Below are 15,157 nucleotides of genomic sequence, written 5' to 3' on the forward strand. Positions count from 1 at the left end.
CGCCCGTCTCCGCCGGGCGAACCCATAGGGACGCCCCCGGGCGGCGTCACCCCCGAGCGCGCGCCCAGGACAGGAACCGGTCGGTAAGGTCGGTGGGCGGCGCGCCGGGCGTCAACGCCGCGAGCTGGGTGGCGGCCTCCACCTTCAGGGTGGCCAGGTAGATCAGCAGGGCCGTGCGGTTGCCCCGATACTCGGTCAGCAGCGACAGTCGCGCCATGCCGCAGGGCCACGGGTGGCCGCAGACCCGGCACAGCCAGATCGGGCGGACCGGCAGGTGCGGGCGGGCGGCGCGGGACATCAGCGCGGGCCCCGGTGCGGAGGAATCATCGGGCCGATCAGTGGCGGGTCGTACGGGACCGGGTCCCGGGGTGGCGGGGCCGGCCTCGGCGCGGGCTTCGGATCGGCCGGCGTGGGCTCCGGCTCCGCCGCCCGGTGCGCCCGGCAGACCTGGCACACGCAGTGTCGGCCGCGCCGGGACCGGTGCCGTTTTCCTGGGTGCGACATGACTTCGCCTCTCCGTCGAGATTGGAGAGGGGGCCGCCCGGTCGCCACGCGCAGGGAGGGACCGGGCGGCCCCCTCGACGAACGCGCCCGCCGGGGTCACCCCTCCACCGATCGCGTCGTCCCACCATTACCCTGCTGACTGTTGCGGACCGAACACACTGCGTTGCACTATGACCTCCGGACGTTCGGAACGTTAGGGAGAACAAGGGATGAATGGGGCCGTGAAGGCCGCGATGGCGGAGACGGGCCACACGGCCGACAGCCTCGCGGCCGAGATAGGCGTGGACCCGAAGACCGCAGCCAAGTGGGCGAGCCACGGACGGATTCCGCAGACGAGACACCGCGCCAAGGTCGCGCAACTTCTCGGCAAGGACGTATTGGAGCTGTGGCCGGACGTAATGCGACGAAAGGAACCGGCCTGGTTCCGCCCGTGGACCGACATCGAACGCGAGGCGGTCGGCCTGCGCTGGTATGAATCTGCCGTTCTTCCAGGGCTTCTCCAGACGGAGGCATACGCCCGGGGCGTCCTCGCGAGTGGTCCACTCGTGGCTGATGTGGACGACCACGTCGAGTCCCGCCTCCGGCGGCAGGCTGTGGTGTTCGACCGGCCGCGTCCCCCGCTGGCGATCTTCGTGATCGACGAGGCGGCGCTTCTACGTGGTCACCCCGACGTGATGGACGCACAACTCGACCACCTCGTGACCATGGCACAGCGGCCCAACGTCATGGTGCACGTGCTACCGCTGCGCGCTGGCCTACACCCGGGCCAAGCTGGGCCGTTCATCATCGCGAGCACCCCGGACGGAGAGGATGTCGGCTACCTCGATGACCAGGCCGCCGGCCGCGTCACGAATGACATTGCTCCACTCTGGGCGGTTTGGGATACCGTCAGATCGGTCTCGTTGCCGCGAGACCAGACCATCGACCTGCTGAGGGCGAGAGCATGGATGACCTGACCGGCGCGCGGTGGCGGAAGTCCACCCGTAGCAGCTCCAACGGCGGCGCGTGTGTGGAGGTCGCCGACAACCTTCCCGGCGTCGTCGGCGTACGGGACTCAAAGGATGTGACTGGCCCGGCTCTCACGTTCGTGCCGGTCGCGTGGCGCGCCTTCGTCGCACACGTCGCCAATCGGGCCTGACCCGTCGCAGGCACGAAGCGCCCGTCCCTGGGTGGATTCCGAGGGTCGTCGCAACACCTGTCTGTTGTGGGATCTACTGAGTGAGGGCTTGGACGAGCTGGTCGAGGGTGGGCGAACCCGCGAGACCTTCTGGTGTGCTGTAGACCCGGCAGCTCAGGGAGCCGACGTCGTCTGCCGTGGGGAAGGGGTCGCGGCCGTTGATGCGGATTGTGGGTGACCCGGGGAACCCCAGTTTCCGAGCCTGCTCGTCCGTCTCGACGGGGCGGAGACCCACTTGCAGGTCGAGGCGGCCCACGACCGTGAGGGCTTCCCTGAGGCGTTCTTTTGCGAGGTGCCAGTTCGGGCAGCCGGCAAAGTAGAACAGCTCGATGTTCACACGCTCATGATGCCTCGGTCTCAGGCGGGGGCTTCGAGAAGGCGAGATGTCCGCTGGCTGGGGTCTCCCAGCCCAGGGCTTTGCGTGGTCTGCTGTTGAGTTCGGCGGCGACGGCGTCCAGGTCGTCGCGCGTGTGTATCGACAGGTCTGTCCCCTCGGGGAAGTACGGCCCTCGCCGAGCTGGGCAATTGCGCGGGAAGCAGCCGGCCGGCACAGGCAACAAGGACCGCGACACCCGATGACCCCGCCTGCGCGGGGAGTAGATCCCCTCCGGCCGGGGCGAGATCCAACCCGGATTACCCCCACCGCAAGCGCGAGGGAGCAGTTCTGCACCCCCGGCCACCGAGCCGCCACCACCGGATCACCCCCGCGTGCGCGGGGAGCAGAGGATCAGGAACCCCGCCTCCAGTTCGGTGATGGGATCACCCCCGCGTGCGCTGGGAGCAGGGCCCTCGTGCCGCCGCGTCGGAGCGTGCGTGCGGATCACCCCCGCGTGCGCGGGGAGCAGGCATGACCGGCCGCACCTACACCCACCCGAGCGGGATCACCCCCGCGTGCGCGGGGAGCAGTCCACCGTGTTGGTCACGCCAACCTTGGTGTCGGGATCACCCCCGCGTGCGCGGGGAGCAGTCCACGTTCCGAGTCTCACTCACGGCTTAAACAGGATCACCCCCGCGTGCGCGGGGAGCAGAAGACGACAACGGCCGGGCATCTCGGGCAGGCGGGATCACCCCCGCGTGCGCGGGGAGCAGAGGTCCACCCCGCACAGGGCGGTCGTGCCTCGCGGATCACCCCCGCGTGCGCGGGGAGCAGGCGCCCAGCGCGGTCCACTCGGCGGCGGTCGCCGGATCACCCCCGCGTGCGCGGGGAGCAGGGCCAACCCGGGGCGGCTCACCGACTCGCGCCGGGGATCACCCCCGCGTGCGCGGGGAGCAGGCGAACCGCGCCGCGTTGGCGGCAACAACGATGGGATCACCCCCGCGTGCGCGGGGAGCAGGTCAAGGAAATCGCTCCGACGGGCGGTATTCGTGGATCACCCCCGCGTGCGCGGGGAGCAGAGGTCTTGCAAGCTCCCCATGGCGTCAACTTAGGGATCACCCCCGCGTGCGCGGGGAGCAGACGTGGTGCTTTGACAATTCCTAGCCGTTCCGCGGATCACCCCCGCGTGCGCGGGGAGCAGCGACGGTTGCGCCGGCCGTGCTTGGGAGTCTCGGGATCACCCCCGCGTGCGCGGGGAGCAGGATCAGGAGGCGCGGCTGGCCGCGCGGTTGGCCGGATCACCCCCGCGTGCGCGGGGAGCAGGGTCCCCCCGGGTGGCGGCGGTGGTCCTTCCCAGGATCACCCCCGCGTGCGCGGGGAGCAGACTTCTTGAGCTGGGGCGTTATAGATCAACTCCCCGGTTTTCCTTCACTTTGCCGCGCAAGATCGTCTCCCGGGTGGCGATGAGCTGAGCGTTTCGCGAGCCGGACACAGCGTAGGTCGGGATCGGGGCCGGCGGGTAGCTGTGTCCGGCGTCGGGACAGGTCCCAGTCTCCCCCGCCGCGCTCCGGCTGGCCCACCACTCGCCGGGGCGGGCTGGTGACCTGGTACGACGACACAGGCCCGGCATGGCGCGGAGAGGCCCGTCCAGAACGCGACACAGGCGGACCGGATGCTCGCCTCGCGGGTGTCGCATGAGGGCCGTACCGTCATCGGCAGAACGATGTGTCCGATCGAGGATGGTGAGCGTGATGTCCCCTGACGGTGAGGTCGACCGGCCCGCCCCGCGGGGCCCCTCCGGGCCCGCCCGGGGGTTGCTCGTGGTGCTCGGCGCTGCGGCGCTGGCCGTGGTGGTGCTGCTCGGCACGCAGGTGGCCGGGGTCTTTCCGGACTTCCGCAACCCCTTCGCCAAGGAACAGACCGACCGCAGTCAGCCCCCGCTGCTGAAGTCGATCCAGGATCTCAGCCGCTACGTCGCGGCCGAGGGCAACTTCCAGGTCGTTGTCGATCTCCAGAACGACCGGAACAACGTCCCGGAGTTCCTGCTCAACGAGCGCACCCTCTTCGTGGGGGCGGGCAGCGTCGAGGCCTACGTCGACTTCGGCAAGATCGCCGAGGGTGCGGTCGTCGTGTCGGCCGACGGGAAGTCCGTCGAGGTCAAGCTCCCCGCGCCGCAGCTCGCCCAGACCAACCTGGACATGGAGAAGAGCTACGTCGTCTCTCAGCAGCGGGGGCTGCTCAACCGGATCAACGACCTGGTCAAGGGCGACCCGAACCGCCAGCAGCAGGTGTACAGGCTGGCCGAGGACCGGATCACCGCCGCCGCCCGGGACAGCGGCCTGACCGCCCGCGCCGAGGAGAACACCCGCAAGATGCTGGAGGGCCTGCTCCGCTCCCTCGGGTACGAGAAGGTGACCGTCACCTACACCGCGCCCTGACGGTCCCCCTCCCCGTCAGCGACGAAGCGCCCGCCCCGGCCGTCCGGGGCGGGCGCTTCCGCGCATGGTGGGTGGCGGGTCAGTAGCGGGCGGCGGCGTAGCGGTCCTCGTTCGGCATGAGCACCCACAGCACCAGGTAGACGATCACCTGGGTGCCGGGCAGCAGCAGCGACAGCAGGAACAGCAGCCGGACCAGGTTGGCGGAGGTGTTGAACCGGTTCGCCAGGCCGACGCAGACCCCGGCGAGCATGCGCCCCTCGCGGGGCCGGACCAGTTTGCGACTCATCGTCGTACTCCCACTCTGCGGCGTGCCTGCCGCCTCTGCAATCCACGGTAGGAACGGACGACCACCCCGCCCTCCGTCCCGAGGGGGATCCCGCGACTTCTGTCCCGTAGGTGCTTACCCGGGCGGCCCCGCCGCGACGCCACCCCGCCCGCCCACGCCGGACCGCGCTAATTCAGAGAAAGAGTGGCCTCGCGGTGGCGCGGACACCACTAATTCCGTGAATTTGGCGCGGCTCTTGGCGCGGCGGTGGGGCGGGGTGCGGGGAATGGAGGGGGGTTGACCTGGGCGGGTAGGCTCGCCGGTCGGGCCGTCCGTATCCGGGCGGTGGTGGTCGCCCGCCCCGACCGGGAAGGCACGACCGGGCCGGGCCCGTGCGGCGGGCACAAGGGCGAGGAAGTGCACATGATCAGCGTTTTCGACCTCTTCAGCGTGGGCATCGGGCCTTCCAGCTCGCACACCGTGGGTCCGATGCGCGCCGCCCGGACGTTCGTCGCCGGGCTCAAGGCCGACGGGCTGCTCTCCGCGACGGCCCGGGTGCGGGCCGAGCTGTTCGGCTCGCTCGGTGCCACCGGCCACGGCCACGGCAGCGACCGGGCGGTGCTGCTCGGGTTGGCGGGGGAGGCCCCGGAGGCGGTCGACACGGACACCGTCGGGCCCCGGGTGGCGCGGATCCGGGCCGAGCGGCGGCTGGGCCTGCTCGGCGTCCAGGAGATCGACTTCGACCCGGACCGGGATCTGGTGCTGCACCGACGCCGGTCGCTGCCGTACCACCCGAACGGGATGACCTTCGTCGCGTACGACGCCGCCGGGGCGGAGCTGCGGGAGCGGACGTACTACTCGGTCGGCGGCGGGTTCGTGGTCGACGAGGCGGCGGCCGGGGCGGACCGGATCGTGCCCGACACCACCCGGGTCCGGTACCCGTTCCTCACCGGGGCGGAGCTGCTGACGGTCAGCGCCGGCAACGGGCTGTCGATCAGCGAGGTGATGCTCGCCAACGAGCGGTCCTGGCGCACCGAGGGCGAGGTGCGGGCGGGGCTGCTGGAGATCTGGCGGGTGATGCGGGAGTGCGTCGAGCGGGGCTGCGAGCGCGACGGCGTGCTGCCGGGCGGGCTGAAGGTGCGGCGGCGCGCGGCGGAGCTGCGGCGCAGCCTGGAGGCGGACACCGGGGCCGCCGACCCGCTGCGGGCGCTGGACTGGGTGACGCTGTTCGCGCTCGCGGTCAACGAGGAGAACGCGGCCGGCGGCCGGGTGGTCACCGCCCCGACCAACGGCGCGGCCGGGATCATCCCGGCGGTGCTGCACTACTACACCCGGTTCGTGCCGGGGGCGTCCGACGAGGGCGTGGTCCGGTTCCTGCTGGCGGCCGGGGCGATCGGCGTGCTGTTCAAGGAGAACGCCTCGATCTCCGGGGCCGAGGTGGGCTGCCAGGGCGAGGTCGGCTCGGCCTGCTCGATGGCCGCGGCCGGGCTCGCCGAGGCCCTCGGCGGCACTCCGGAGCAGGTGGAGAACGCGGCCGAGATCGGCATGGAGCACAATCTCGGCCTCACCTGTGACCCGGTCGGTGGCCTGGTGCAGATCCCGTGCATCGAGCGGAACGCGGTGGCTAGCATCAAGGCGATCACTGCCGCCCGGCTCGCGTTGCGCGGCGACGGGGTGCACGCCGTCTCGCTGGACAAGGTGATCAAGACGATGCGCGAGACCGGCGCCGACATGAAGGTCAAGTACAAGGAGACGGCGCGAGGCGGCCTGGCCGTCAACGTGATCGAGTGCTGATCCGGCGAGGAGGCGGGGTGACGTCTGGCGTCGGGGCGCTGTGGGCGCACCGCAACTCGCTGCGCATCCTCGTCCGGCGCGACCTGGCGGTGAAGTACCAGCAGTCGGTGCTGGGCTACTTCTGGTCGCTGATCGAGCCGCTCGGCATGGGGGCGATCTACTGGTTCGTCTTCGGGGTGCTCTACTCCGGCGCCACCAGCCGGCACCTCGGGCAGGCCGCTGCGTCGTACCCGCTGTTCCTGATCACCGGCATCTTCGCCTGGATGTGGACCAGTTCGGCGCTGAGCGAGGCGACCAACGCGCTGACCGGGCAGGCCCGGCTGATCACCACGATGAACGTGCCGCGTCAGGTCTTCCCGATCGGCCGGATCACCGGCCGGTTCGCCGAGTACGCCGCCGGACTGCCGATCCTGGTCGCCATCGCCGCCGGCTACGCGGCGCGCGGCGAGGTGCACCCCGGCTGGTCGGTGCTCGCCCTGCCGCTCGCCGTCGCCGTACAGGCGGTGCTGCTGGTCGGGCTGGCGCTGCTGCTGTCGGCGCTCAACGTGCTGATGCGCGACATCGAGCGGTTCATGCGGCTGGTGATCCGGCTGCTGTTCTACGCCACCCCGATCATCTACCCGCTCAGCCTGGTCCGGGAGTCCACCATGCCCGGCTGGGTGAAGGCGGCGTACGAGCTGAATCCGCTGGTCGGCATCTTCCAGCTACACCACGCGGTCTGGTACCCGGACCAGTTTCCCGACGCCCGGCTGCTGGCCACCACGATCGTGGTGAGCCTGCTGGTGCTGGTGGCCGGCTGGTGGGCGTTCCGCCGGCTCGAACCCGCCGTGCTCAAGGAGCTGTGATGACGGCGATCGAGGAGCGGTGATGACGGCGCTCAGGGAGCGGTGATGACGGAGCCGATCATCGAGGCGGACGGCCTCGGCATCCGGTTCGTCCGCAACCGGCGGCGGCAGCTCCGGCTGCGGGAGTTCTTCATCCGTCCGGGCGGCCGGTCCGCCGACGCCGGCCGGTTCTGGCCGCTGCGGGACGTGTCGTTCTCCGTCGCGGCCGGCGAGACCGTCGGGGTGGTCGGCCGCAACGGCACCGGCAAGAGCACCCTGCTGCGGCTGATCGCCGGGGTGCTGATCCCCGACGAGGGGCGGATCGGGGTCCGTGGCGACGTGGCGCCGCTGCTGGAGCTGTCCGCCGGCTTCTCCAACGACCTGACCGGGCGGGAGAACCTGTACCTCGTCGGCGGCCTGCACGGGCTGTCGTCGGGCTACCTGCGCGAACACTTCGACGAGATCGTCTCCTTCGCCGGTGAGCAGGTGGAACGGGCCATCGACACGGCGGTCCGGCACTACTCCTCGGGGATGAAGGTGCGGCTCGGATTCGCCATCATCTCGCACCTGCCGCACCCGATCCTGCTCATGGACGAGGTGACCGCGGTCGGGGACGCGGAGTTCCGCCAGAAGTGCTATGCGACGATCGACCGATTGCTGGGGGAGGGACGCACACTGGTGCTGGTGTCACACAACGAAAAGGATCTGACCCGGTTCTGCCGTCGGGGGCTGTACCTCGACGCCGGGCGGCTGACCGTCGACGGGACGATCGCCGAGGCGCTGCACGCGTACCACACCGCGGTTGCGCGGTGACGCTCGCGATCGTGCTCGCCGCCGGCTCCCCGGCCGCGGGCCTGCCGACCCGCGCCGGGGCGACGCTCGCCGACCGGCTGGCCGACCAGTGGCGCCGGGCCGGGGCGAGCCAGGTGCGGCACGCCGCCGACCTGGCCGAGCTGGCCGCCCTCGTCGACGCCGCGACCGGGCCGGTGATCGTCAGCGGGGCGGACCTGGTGGCGCACACCGCCGTACTGCGGCACCTGGCCACCAGTCCGGTCGGGCCGACGGTGGCCCTGGTGCTCACCGACCCGCCGGCCCCCGGCCGGGCCGTGGTGCGCGAGGAACGCGGTCAGGTGGTCGACGCCGGCCTGGACGGGCAGCCCGACGGCGGGGCGACCGGGGCGTTCGGCGGGGCGCTGCGGGTGGGGGCGGACGACCTGCCGGCGCTGGCCGCCGCCGCCCGGGCCGTCGCGGCGGGCGGGCCGCCGGCCGGCGCGGTCCCCGGGCCCGCGGTGGACCGGCTGTTCGCCGGCCTCGCCGCGCTCGGCACGCTGACCTTCGCCCACCGGGTACGCCTGCTCGTCGCCCACCGGGTCGCCGACCCGGCCGGGCTGGCCGCCGCCGAGGCGGCCCTCGGCGCGGTCGACGAGGACAGGGCGGAGCTGCGGCTGTCGGTGAAGGAGAAGGACGACTTCTTCACCACGTTCTTCGTCAGCACCTGGTCCCCGTACGTGACGAAGGCGTGCGCCCGGCTGCGGCTGACCCCGACCGGGGTCACCGCGATCTCCGTGCTCTTCGCGGTGGCCGCCGCCGTGCTGTTCGGCGTCGGCGGCCGGCCGGCGCTGGTCACCGGCGCGGTGCTGCTCTACCTGGGCTTCATGCTGGACTGCGTGGACGGGCAGCTCGCCCGCTACACCCGGCACTTCAGCGCCTGGGGCGGCTGGCTGGACACCATGGCCGACCGGGCCAAGGAGTACGTGGTCTACGCCGGCCTCGGCTACGGCGCGACGGCCGCCGGTCACCGGTACGGCTGGGCGCTGGCCATCGCCACGATGACGTTGCAGACCGTCCGGCACATGACCGACACCTGGTACGGGGTGCTGCACGACGAGGCGGCCCGCCGGCCGAAGACCGTCGGCGCGGGCGGCGGCGGGATCGGCGACAAGCTGAACGCCGCGTCGACCCGGGTGCAGGCCGACACGGGGTCGCTGTCGTACTGGCTGAAGCGGACGGTGGTGTTCCCGATCGGGGAGCGGTGGGCGCTGATCGCGCTGGCCGTCGCGCTGTTCGACCCGCTGGTCGCCCTGGTCGCGGTGCTGGCCTGGGGGGTGCTGGCGTTCGCGTACACGGGTGCCCTGCGTACCCTGCGGGTCCGCTGGATGTGGGTGCCGGTGCTGGACACGGTCGACGCCACCCTGCACCGCGACGACGGCCCGCTCGCGGCCCGGTTCCCGGCGCTGCGCCCGATGGGTCCGCTGACGCTGGCGGTGATCGGCGCCCTCGGCCCGGCGGCGCTGCTGGTGGCGGCCCTGTTCCAAGCGGCTGGGGACACCGACCCGGCCGGCCTGCGTTGGGCGGTGCCGGCGGCCCTGCTGGTGCTGCTGGTCGCCGGCCTGGGGGCCGGGGCGGCGCACAACGGCCCGCTGGACTGGCTGGTCCCGGCCGCGCTGCGGGCCGGCGAGTACCTGTTCGCCGTCGCGGTCGGCGTGGTCGCCGGGGTGCCGGCGTGGCTGGTCTTCGGGTACGTCTTCGTGCTCACCCTGCACCACTACGACCTCACCGCCCGGCTGGAGAAGCGGCAGGCGGCCCCGCCGCTGCACCCGTGGACGCTGGGCTGGGAGGGGCGCTCGGTGCTGCTGGCCGTCGCGGCGATCGCCGGATTCGCGACTGTTGTGATGGCTACACTCGGTGCGTACCTGTTCGTGGTTTTCGTCGGGAGCGTGGTCCTGGCCTGGGTCGTCCTGCCCGCCCGCGCCCGGCGGGCCTCGGGGGTCCCGGCGGGTGGAGGTGTCCGCCAGCCGGGCTGACGTGGGGGGCCGGCCGATGGCGCTGATCAGCTTCGTCGTACCGGCCTACCGGGTGCAGGCGTACCTGGGCGAGTGCCTCGACTCGATCCTCGGCCAGCCGTTCGACGACGTCGAGGTGATCGGCGTCGACGACCACTCGCCGGACGGCTGCGGCGACATCCTGGCCGACTACGCGGCCCGGGACCACCGGGTCCGCGCCGTCCGGCTGGCCGAGAACGTCGGCCTCGGTCCGGCCCGCAACGCCGGGCTGGACCTGGCCGGCGGCGAGTACGTCTGGTTCCTCGACGGCGACGACTGGCTGGCTCCGGACTGCCTGGCCGAGGTGGCCGCCCGGCTCCGGGACACCCGGCCGGACGTGCTGCTCGTCGACCACGTCCGGGTGGGCTGGGACGACCGCGCCACCCGCAGCGCGCTGGCCGACGTCTTCCCCGAGCCGCCCGGACCGGCCACCTTCCGGCTGCGCGAGCGGCCGGAGACGCTGCGGCTGCTGCACACCGCGTGGAACAGGCTGGTCCGCCGGGACTTCCTGGTCGACCTCGGGCTGCGCTTCGAGCCCGGCTGGTACGAGGACGTCCCGTTCAGCTACCCCGTGCTGATGGCCGCCGAGCGGATCGGGGTGCTGGACCTGGTCTGCGTCAACTACCGGCAGCGCCGGGCCGGGGCGATCACCCGGACCCGGGGGGACCGGCACTTCGAGGTGTTCGCCCAGTGGCACCGGGTGTTCCGGCTGATGGACCGGTGGGCGCCGGCCGTCGACGACCTGCGCCCGGCGGTCTTCGAGCGGATGATCTGGCACTACCTGACCGTGCTCGGCAACGGCGAGCGGATCGCTCCCGAACTGAGGCCCGCCTTCTTCGCCCAGATCACCGCCGACCACGCCCGCTTCCGACCGCCCGGGGGCCACCCGGTGCCGGCGGGGGTGGCGGGGCTCAAGCACCGGTTGGCCGCCGCCGGCCGGTGGCGGACGTTCAGCGCACTGCGGGCCGCCAACCAGGCCCGGGAGGTCGCCGGACGGCAGGTGCGCCGGGCGGGGCCGGTGGCCCGCCGGGCCGCGCGGCTGGGGCGCGACGCGCTGCTGTACGAGTACTACCGGGCCGAGCTGACCCGGCCGCTCGACCCGACGCTGGCCGTCTACGCGGCGTACTGGTACCGCGGGTACGCCTGCAACCCGGCGGCGATCTACGAGACGGCCCGCCGGCTGGCCCCGCAGGTGCGCGGGGTGTGGGTCGTCCGGCGGGACCGGGTCGGCTCCCTCCCGCCCGGGGTGGAGTTCGTGGTGGCCGGCAGCCGCGAGTACCACCGGGCGCTGGCCCGGGCCACCTGGCTGGTCAACAACGTGAACTTTCCCGACTTCGTGCGTAAGCGGCCGGGCTCGGTGCACGTGCAGACCCACCACGGCACCCCGGTCAAGGTGATGGGGCTGGACCAGCAGCGCTATCCGGTCGGCGCGGTCGGGATGGACTTCGCGAACCTGCTGCGCCGGGTGGACCGGTGGGACTACAGCGTCTCCGCGAACAGCTTCTCCACCCAGATGTGGGAGCGGGCGTACCCGGCCGCGTACACCACCCTGGAGGTCGGGTACCCGCGCAACGACCGGCTGGCCACCGCCACCCCTGGCGAGGTGCGCGAGGTGCGCGCCCGGCTCGGCCTCGCCCCCGGCGACCGGGTGGTGCTCTACGCCCCGACCCACCGCGAGCACCTGCCCGGGTACCGCCCACCGTTCGACCCGGACCTGCTGCTCGACGCGCTCGGCCCGGCCGGGCGGCTGCTGATCCGCAGCCACTACTTCCACGACCGGGACCGCCGGCCGTGGCCGGTCGGGCCGGTGTTGAGCCCGGCCGGCGCCCGGGTACGGGACGTCAGCGACCACGACTCGGTCGAGGACCTTTATCTCGCCGCCGACGTGCTGGTCACCGACTACTCGTCGGCGATGTTCGACTACGCCGTGCTGGACCGGCCGATCGTCGTGTACGCGCCGGACTGGGCGGCGTACCGGCTGGCCCGGGGCGTCTACCTGGACCTGCTCGCCGAGCCGCCCGGTGCCGTGACCACCAGTTTCCCCGGGCTGCTCGACCTGTTCCGCTCCGGGGCGGTCGACGCCCCCGCCGCGACGGCGGCCCGGCGGCGGTTCCGGACCCGGTTCTGCGCCCTGGACGACGGCCACGCCGCCGAGCGGGTCGTCCGCCGGGTATTCCTCGGCGAACGGGGCTGAACCTGCCGGTTCCTCGTAATACGGCTGTCACGAGCCGAACATGGCACGTTTACCCGATGCGCGGATCCGATGATCCTGGTCACATTCATTCGGGGTTCGGCCGACGAGCTGGGGGAGGAGACGGTGACAACCGTCGCGCTCAAGGATGTGACCAAGGTATTTCCGGACGGAACAATCGCCGTCGACAAGATCAACCTCGACGTCAACGACGGTGAATTCATGGTCCTGCTCGGCCCGTCCGGCTGCGGGAAGTCCACCGTGCTGCGGATGGTGGCCGGGCTTGAGGATCCCAGCTCCGGAGCGGTCCTGCTCGACGGGGAACTGGCCAACGACCTGCCGCCCCGGGACCGGAAGATCGCCATGGTCTTCCAGGACTTCGCCCTCTACCCGCACATGACGGTGGGGGACAACATCGCCTTCCCGCTGCGGCTGGCCGGGGTCGAGCCGTCGCCGCGCGGCGAGCGGGTCGCCGACGTGGCCAGCGCGCTGGGCATCGGCGACGTGCTGGGCCGCAAGCCCAGCCAGCTCTCCGGCGGGCAGCGCCAGCGGGTGGCGATGGGCCGGGCCATCGTTCGTCGGCCGGGGCTCTTCCTGATGGACGAGCCGCTGTCGAACCTGGACAGCGGGCTGCGGGCGGAGCTGCGGGCGGAGATCTCCGGCCTGACCCGTGAGCTGGGCGTCAGCACCATCTACGTCACCCACGACCAGGCCGAGGCGCTGACCATGGCCGACCGGGTGGCCATCATGCGCAAGGGCGTGCTCCAGGACGTCGGCACCCCCACCCAGGTGTACGGCCGCCCGGCCACCCTCTACGTGGCCGCGTTCCTCGGCAGCCCCCGGATGAACCTGCTGGAGGCGTCGGTCTACGTCCACCTCGACCGGTACGTCGCGCTGAACATCGGCGAGCAGGCGCTCTACCTGCCCTGGACCGACATCCGCAGCCGGGCCGTCGCGCACTACCACGGCGAGCGGATCGTCGTCGGGATGCGGGCCGAGGCGCTCACCCCCGTCGGCCCGGACACCCCGGGCGACGTGCTCCGGGGCCGGATCCGCTACCTGGAGCACCACGGCCACGAGTCGCTGGCCTTCCTCGACATCGGCGCCACCGCCATCGTGGTGGACGAGATGGGCAGCCAGGCCGAGAGCACCGACGGCGGCCAGCGTGGCCGGCGCCGGTTCGGGCAGGTCATGCAGCGGCTCACCGGCCGGGGCGGCGAGGCGGAGGCCACCCCCGACGAGACCGTCCGGGGCAACCGGACCAGCGTACTCAGCGACCCGGGCCGGCACCACCGCCGCCCGGCCGAGCTGGCGGTGCGGCTCGCGCCCTACCCGGCGGTCTCCGCAGGCCACCCGCTGTCCATCTCGGTGCGGATGGACGCGCTGCACTTCTTCGACGAGCGTGGCGACCGGATCGACGTGGGCTGGCGCTGAACCGGCGGGCGGGGTGGCGGCGGGTCGCCCCGTGCCCTACGGTCAGCGGACCTCGTCCACAGAGCACGGTGTGAGAAAGGGGTCAGCCCGTGTCGGGTGACCGTCCCAGCCCGCTCGTCATCGAGCGCATCCTGCGCGACCGGCAGGGCATCTGGCAGCAGATCGTGACCGACCGGGATCTCACCGGCCTCACCGTGCGGATGCTGGCCAGTTCCGGCATCGCCCTGGCCTGCTACGGCGCGGTGCTCGGCGCGTTCCACAGCGTGCTGATGGCGCTGACCTCGGCGGTCAAGCTGCCGCTGCTGTTCCTGGTCACCCTCGCCATCTGCCTGCCCACGCTCTACCTGTTCAACCTGGTCTTCGGGGCCCGGCTGTCGGTGCGGCAGTCGCTGGCGCTGGTGATGGTGGCGATCACCGTCACCTCGATGCTGGCCGTGGCGTTCGCGCCGATCAGCCTCTTCTTCCTGATCACAGCGCCCGACTACGGCTTCTTCAAGCTGCTCAACGTCGCCATCCTGACGCTGAGCGCGGTGGTCGGGCTGCGCTTCCTGACCGGCGGCATGCAGGTGCTCAACGCCCACGGCCTGCTCGCCCCGGCCACGGCCCCCGCCCCGGCTGCCGCGCCGGCCCTCGCGCCGGCCGCCGCGCCCGCCCCGGTCGCGCCCGTTCCGGCTGCCGTGCCGGTCGCGGTCGGCGCCAACGGGGCAGCCGCCGAGGCCGCCGCCCAGCCTGCTCCCGCCGTCGAGCCCGCTCCCGCCGTCCAGCCCGCGCCCGCCGCGCCTGTCCCGGCACCGGCGGCGCCCGTCCTGCTGGCCGCCGCCCCCGCGCCCGGTCACCCCGCGCCCGGTCACCCCGGGCCGGGGCTGCTCCCCGCCGGATACCCGCCGGCGCAGTACCGCCACTGGCCCGAGCCGGCGCCCCGCCGGCCGGCTGCCGAGCGCCCGGCCAGCATGACCCTGCTGTACGTGTGGATCCTGCTGTTCGGCTTCGTCGGCACCCAGCTCGCCTGGACGCTGCGCCCGTTCTTCGGCAGCCCGGGCGAGGGGTTCGCGCTGTTCCGCAGCATCGAGGGCAACTTCTACGCCGAGATCATCCGCACCATCGGCAACCTCTTCTAGCGCCCCGTCATGCAGCCTTGAAGGGGTAATCCGGGTGCCGGATCTTGGATTCGGTGGCGAATCCGGTGGTCAGTTCGGCCCGGTTGGCGGTGCGCCAGGCGGCTGGCCTTCCAAGTCTTGGTGGCCTGCCACGACATCCCACGTTCGTGCGGGACACAGGCGACCAGCAGGAGAGCGGCCGGCCGGGTCCTCGGTCACCTTCGACAGCACCACGATCGCCCGCCGCAGCGCTCTACCGGATCCTTCTACCCACCGGCCACCACCCCCACAGCCT

General features: G+C 72.4%; 13 protein-coding genes, 1 pseudogene and 1 CRISPR repeat array. Of the genes and pseudogenes, 10 read left to right on the top strand and 4 right to left on the bottom strand.

Annotated features, from left to right (window positions below):
• Positions 1-46 precede the first annotated feature (46 nt).
• Entirely contained in the window at positions 47-298 is a 252-nt protein-coding gene (locus C5N14_RS14390) for a flavin reductase (protein WP_117668587.1), read from the bottom strand.
• A gap of 415 nt (positions 299-713) precedes the next feature.
• Here C5N14_RS14390 and C5N14_RS14395 point away from each other — a divergent pair, with 415 nt between their 5' ends.
• Both C5N14_RS14395 and C5N14_RS14400 read left to right on the top strand, forming a co-directional pair.
• On the top strand, positions 714-1,460 hold the full coding sequence (locus C5N14_RS14395) for a helix-turn-helix transcriptional regulator (protein ID WP_117668588.1): 747 nt from the start codon (positions 714-716) through the stop codon (positions 1,458-1,460).
• Positions 1,448-1,642: a DUF397 domain-containing protein gene (locus C5N14_RS14400; RefSeq protein WP_117668589.1), complete on the top strand. Its 195-nt coding sequence runs from the start codon at positions 1,448-1,450 to the stop codon at positions 1,640-1,642. The genes C5N14_RS14395 and C5N14_RS14400 overlap by 13 nt, the downstream gene beginning before the upstream one ends.
• Before the next feature lie 73 nt (positions 1,643-1,715).
• Here C5N14_RS14400 and C5N14_RS14405 read toward each other — a convergent pair whose 3' ends face one another.
• The gene (locus C5N14_RS14405) at positions 1,716-2,018 is read right to left on the bottom strand and encodes a thioredoxin family protein (protein ID WP_117668590.1); all 303 of its coding nucleotides are present in this window, start codon (positions 2,016-2,018) and stop codon (positions 1,716-1,718) included.
• A gap of 4 nt (positions 2,019-2,022) precedes the next feature.
• Positions 2,023-2,184, bottom strand: a pseudogene (locus tag C5N14_RS14410) (IS30 family transposase); the annotation flags it as partial.
• 192 nt (positions 2,185-2,376) lie between these two features.
• A CRISPR array of direct repeats spans positions 2,377-3,381; the repeat unit is 28 nt; unit sequence GGATCACCCCCGCGTGCGCGGGGAGCAG.
• A 367-nt stretch (positions 3,382-3,748) separates the two neighbouring features.
• Between C5N14_RS14410 and C5N14_RS14415 the strand changes: the two are divergent.
• Complete coding sequence (locus tag C5N14_RS14415) at positions 3,749-4,435, top strand: DUF4230 domain-containing protein (protein ID WP_117668611.1); 687 nt, start codon at positions 3,749-3,751, stop codon at positions 4,433-4,435.
• 79 nt (positions 4,436-4,514) lie between these two features.
• On the opposite strand, the gene C5N14_RS14420 is transcribed toward C5N14_RS14415, so the two are convergent.
• Complete coding sequence (locus tag C5N14_RS14420) at positions 4,515-4,721, bottom strand: PspC domain-containing protein (RefSeq protein WP_117668591.1); 207 nt, start codon at positions 4,719-4,721, stop codon at positions 4,515-4,517.
• A gap of 402 nt (positions 4,722-5,123) precedes the next feature.
• Between C5N14_RS14420 and C5N14_RS14425 the strand changes: the two genes are divergently transcribed.
• The 7 genes from C5N14_RS14425 to C5N14_RS14455 all read left to right on the top strand — a co-directional run bounded on the left by C5N14_RS14425 (position 5,124) and on the right by C5N14_RS14455 (position 14,883).
• Complete coding sequence (locus C5N14_RS14425; RefSeq protein ID WP_117668592.1) at positions 5,124-6,494, top strand: L-serine ammonia-lyase; 1,371 nt, start codon at positions 5,124-5,126, stop codon at positions 6,492-6,494.
• Between the two features lie 17 nt (positions 6,495-6,511).
• Positions 6,512-7,339, top strand: a complete 828-nt coding sequence (locus C5N14_RS14430; RefSeq protein ID WP_117668593.1) for an ABC transporter permease — start codon at positions 6,512-6,514, stop codon at positions 7,337-7,339.
• A 45-nt stretch (positions 7,340-7,384) separates the two neighbouring features.
• On the top strand, positions 7,385-8,131 hold the full coding sequence (locus tag C5N14_RS14435) for an ABC transporter ATP-binding protein (protein ID WP_117668594.1): 747 nt from the start codon (positions 7,385-7,387) through the stop codon (positions 8,129-8,131).
• Positions 8,128-10,122: a DUF5941 domain-containing protein gene (locus C5N14_RS14440; protein WP_117668595.1), complete on the top strand. Its 1,995-nt coding sequence runs from the start codon at positions 8,128-8,130 to the stop codon at positions 10,120-10,122. Before C5N14_RS14435 ends, C5N14_RS14440 begins: the two co-directional genes overlap by 4 nt.
• A 16-nt stretch (positions 10,123-10,138) precedes the next feature.
• Positions 10,139-12,334, top strand: a complete 2,196-nt coding sequence (locus C5N14_RS14445) for a bifunctional glycosyltransferase family 2 protein/CDP-glycerol:glycerophosphate glycerophosphotransferase (RefSeq protein ID WP_117668612.1) — start codon at positions 10,139-10,141, stop codon at positions 12,332-12,334.
• A gap of 123 nt (positions 12,335-12,457) precedes the next feature.
• The gene (locus tag C5N14_RS14450) at positions 12,458-13,765 is read left to right on the top strand and encodes an ABC transporter ATP-binding protein (RefSeq protein ID WP_117668613.1); all 1,308 of its coding nucleotides are present in this window, start codon (positions 12,458-12,460) and stop codon (positions 13,763-13,765) included.
• Between the two features lie 89 nt (positions 13,766-13,854).
• Positions 13,855-14,883 (top strand): hypothetical protein, encoded by a 1,029-nt coding sequence (locus C5N14_RS14455; protein WP_117668596.1) that lies wholly within the window; start codon positions 13,855-13,857, stop codon positions 14,881-14,883.
• Positions 14,884-15,157 lie beyond the last annotated feature (274 nt).

Source organism: Micromonospora sp. MW-13 (genome assembly GCF_003434305.1).
In the GTDB taxonomy this organism is placed as follows: Bacteria; Actinomycetota; Actinomycetes; order Mycobacteriales; family Micromonosporaceae; genus Micromonospora.

Bases quoted from the DNA above. Each gene is read 5' to 3' on its own strand.
- C5N14_RS14445 (WP_117668612.1), top strand. From the start codon at position 10,139: ATGGCGCTGATCAGCTTCGTCGTACCGGCCTACCGGGTGCAGGCGTAC.
- C5N14_RS14425 (WP_117668592.1), top strand. From the start codon at position 5,124: ATGATCAGCGTTTTCGACCTCTTCAGCGTGGGCATCGGGCCTTCCAGC.
- C5N14_RS14435 (WP_117668594.1), top strand. From the start codon at position 7,385: ATGACGGAGCCGATCATCGAGGCGGACGGCCTCGGCATCCGGTTCGTC.
- C5N14_RS14415 (WP_117668611.1), top strand. From the start codon at position 3,749: ATGTCCCCTGACGGTGAGGTCGACCGGCCCGCCCCGCGGGGCCCCTCC.
- C5N14_RS14420 (WP_117668591.1), bottom strand. From the start codon at position 4,721: ATGAGTCGCAAACTGGTCCGGCCCCGCGAGGGGCGCATGCTCGCCGGG.
- C5N14_RS14390 (WP_117668587.1), bottom strand. From the start codon at position 298: ATGTCCCGCGCCGCCCGCCCGCACCTGCCGGTCCGCCCGATCTGGCTG.
- C5N14_RS14400 (WP_117668589.1), top strand. From the start codon at position 1,448: ATGGATGACCTGACCGGCGCGCGGTGGCGGAAGTCCACCCGTAGCAGC.
- C5N14_RS14395 (WP_117668588.1), top strand. From the start codon at position 714: ATGAATGGGGCCGTGAAGGCCGCGATGGCGGAGACGGGCCACACGGCC.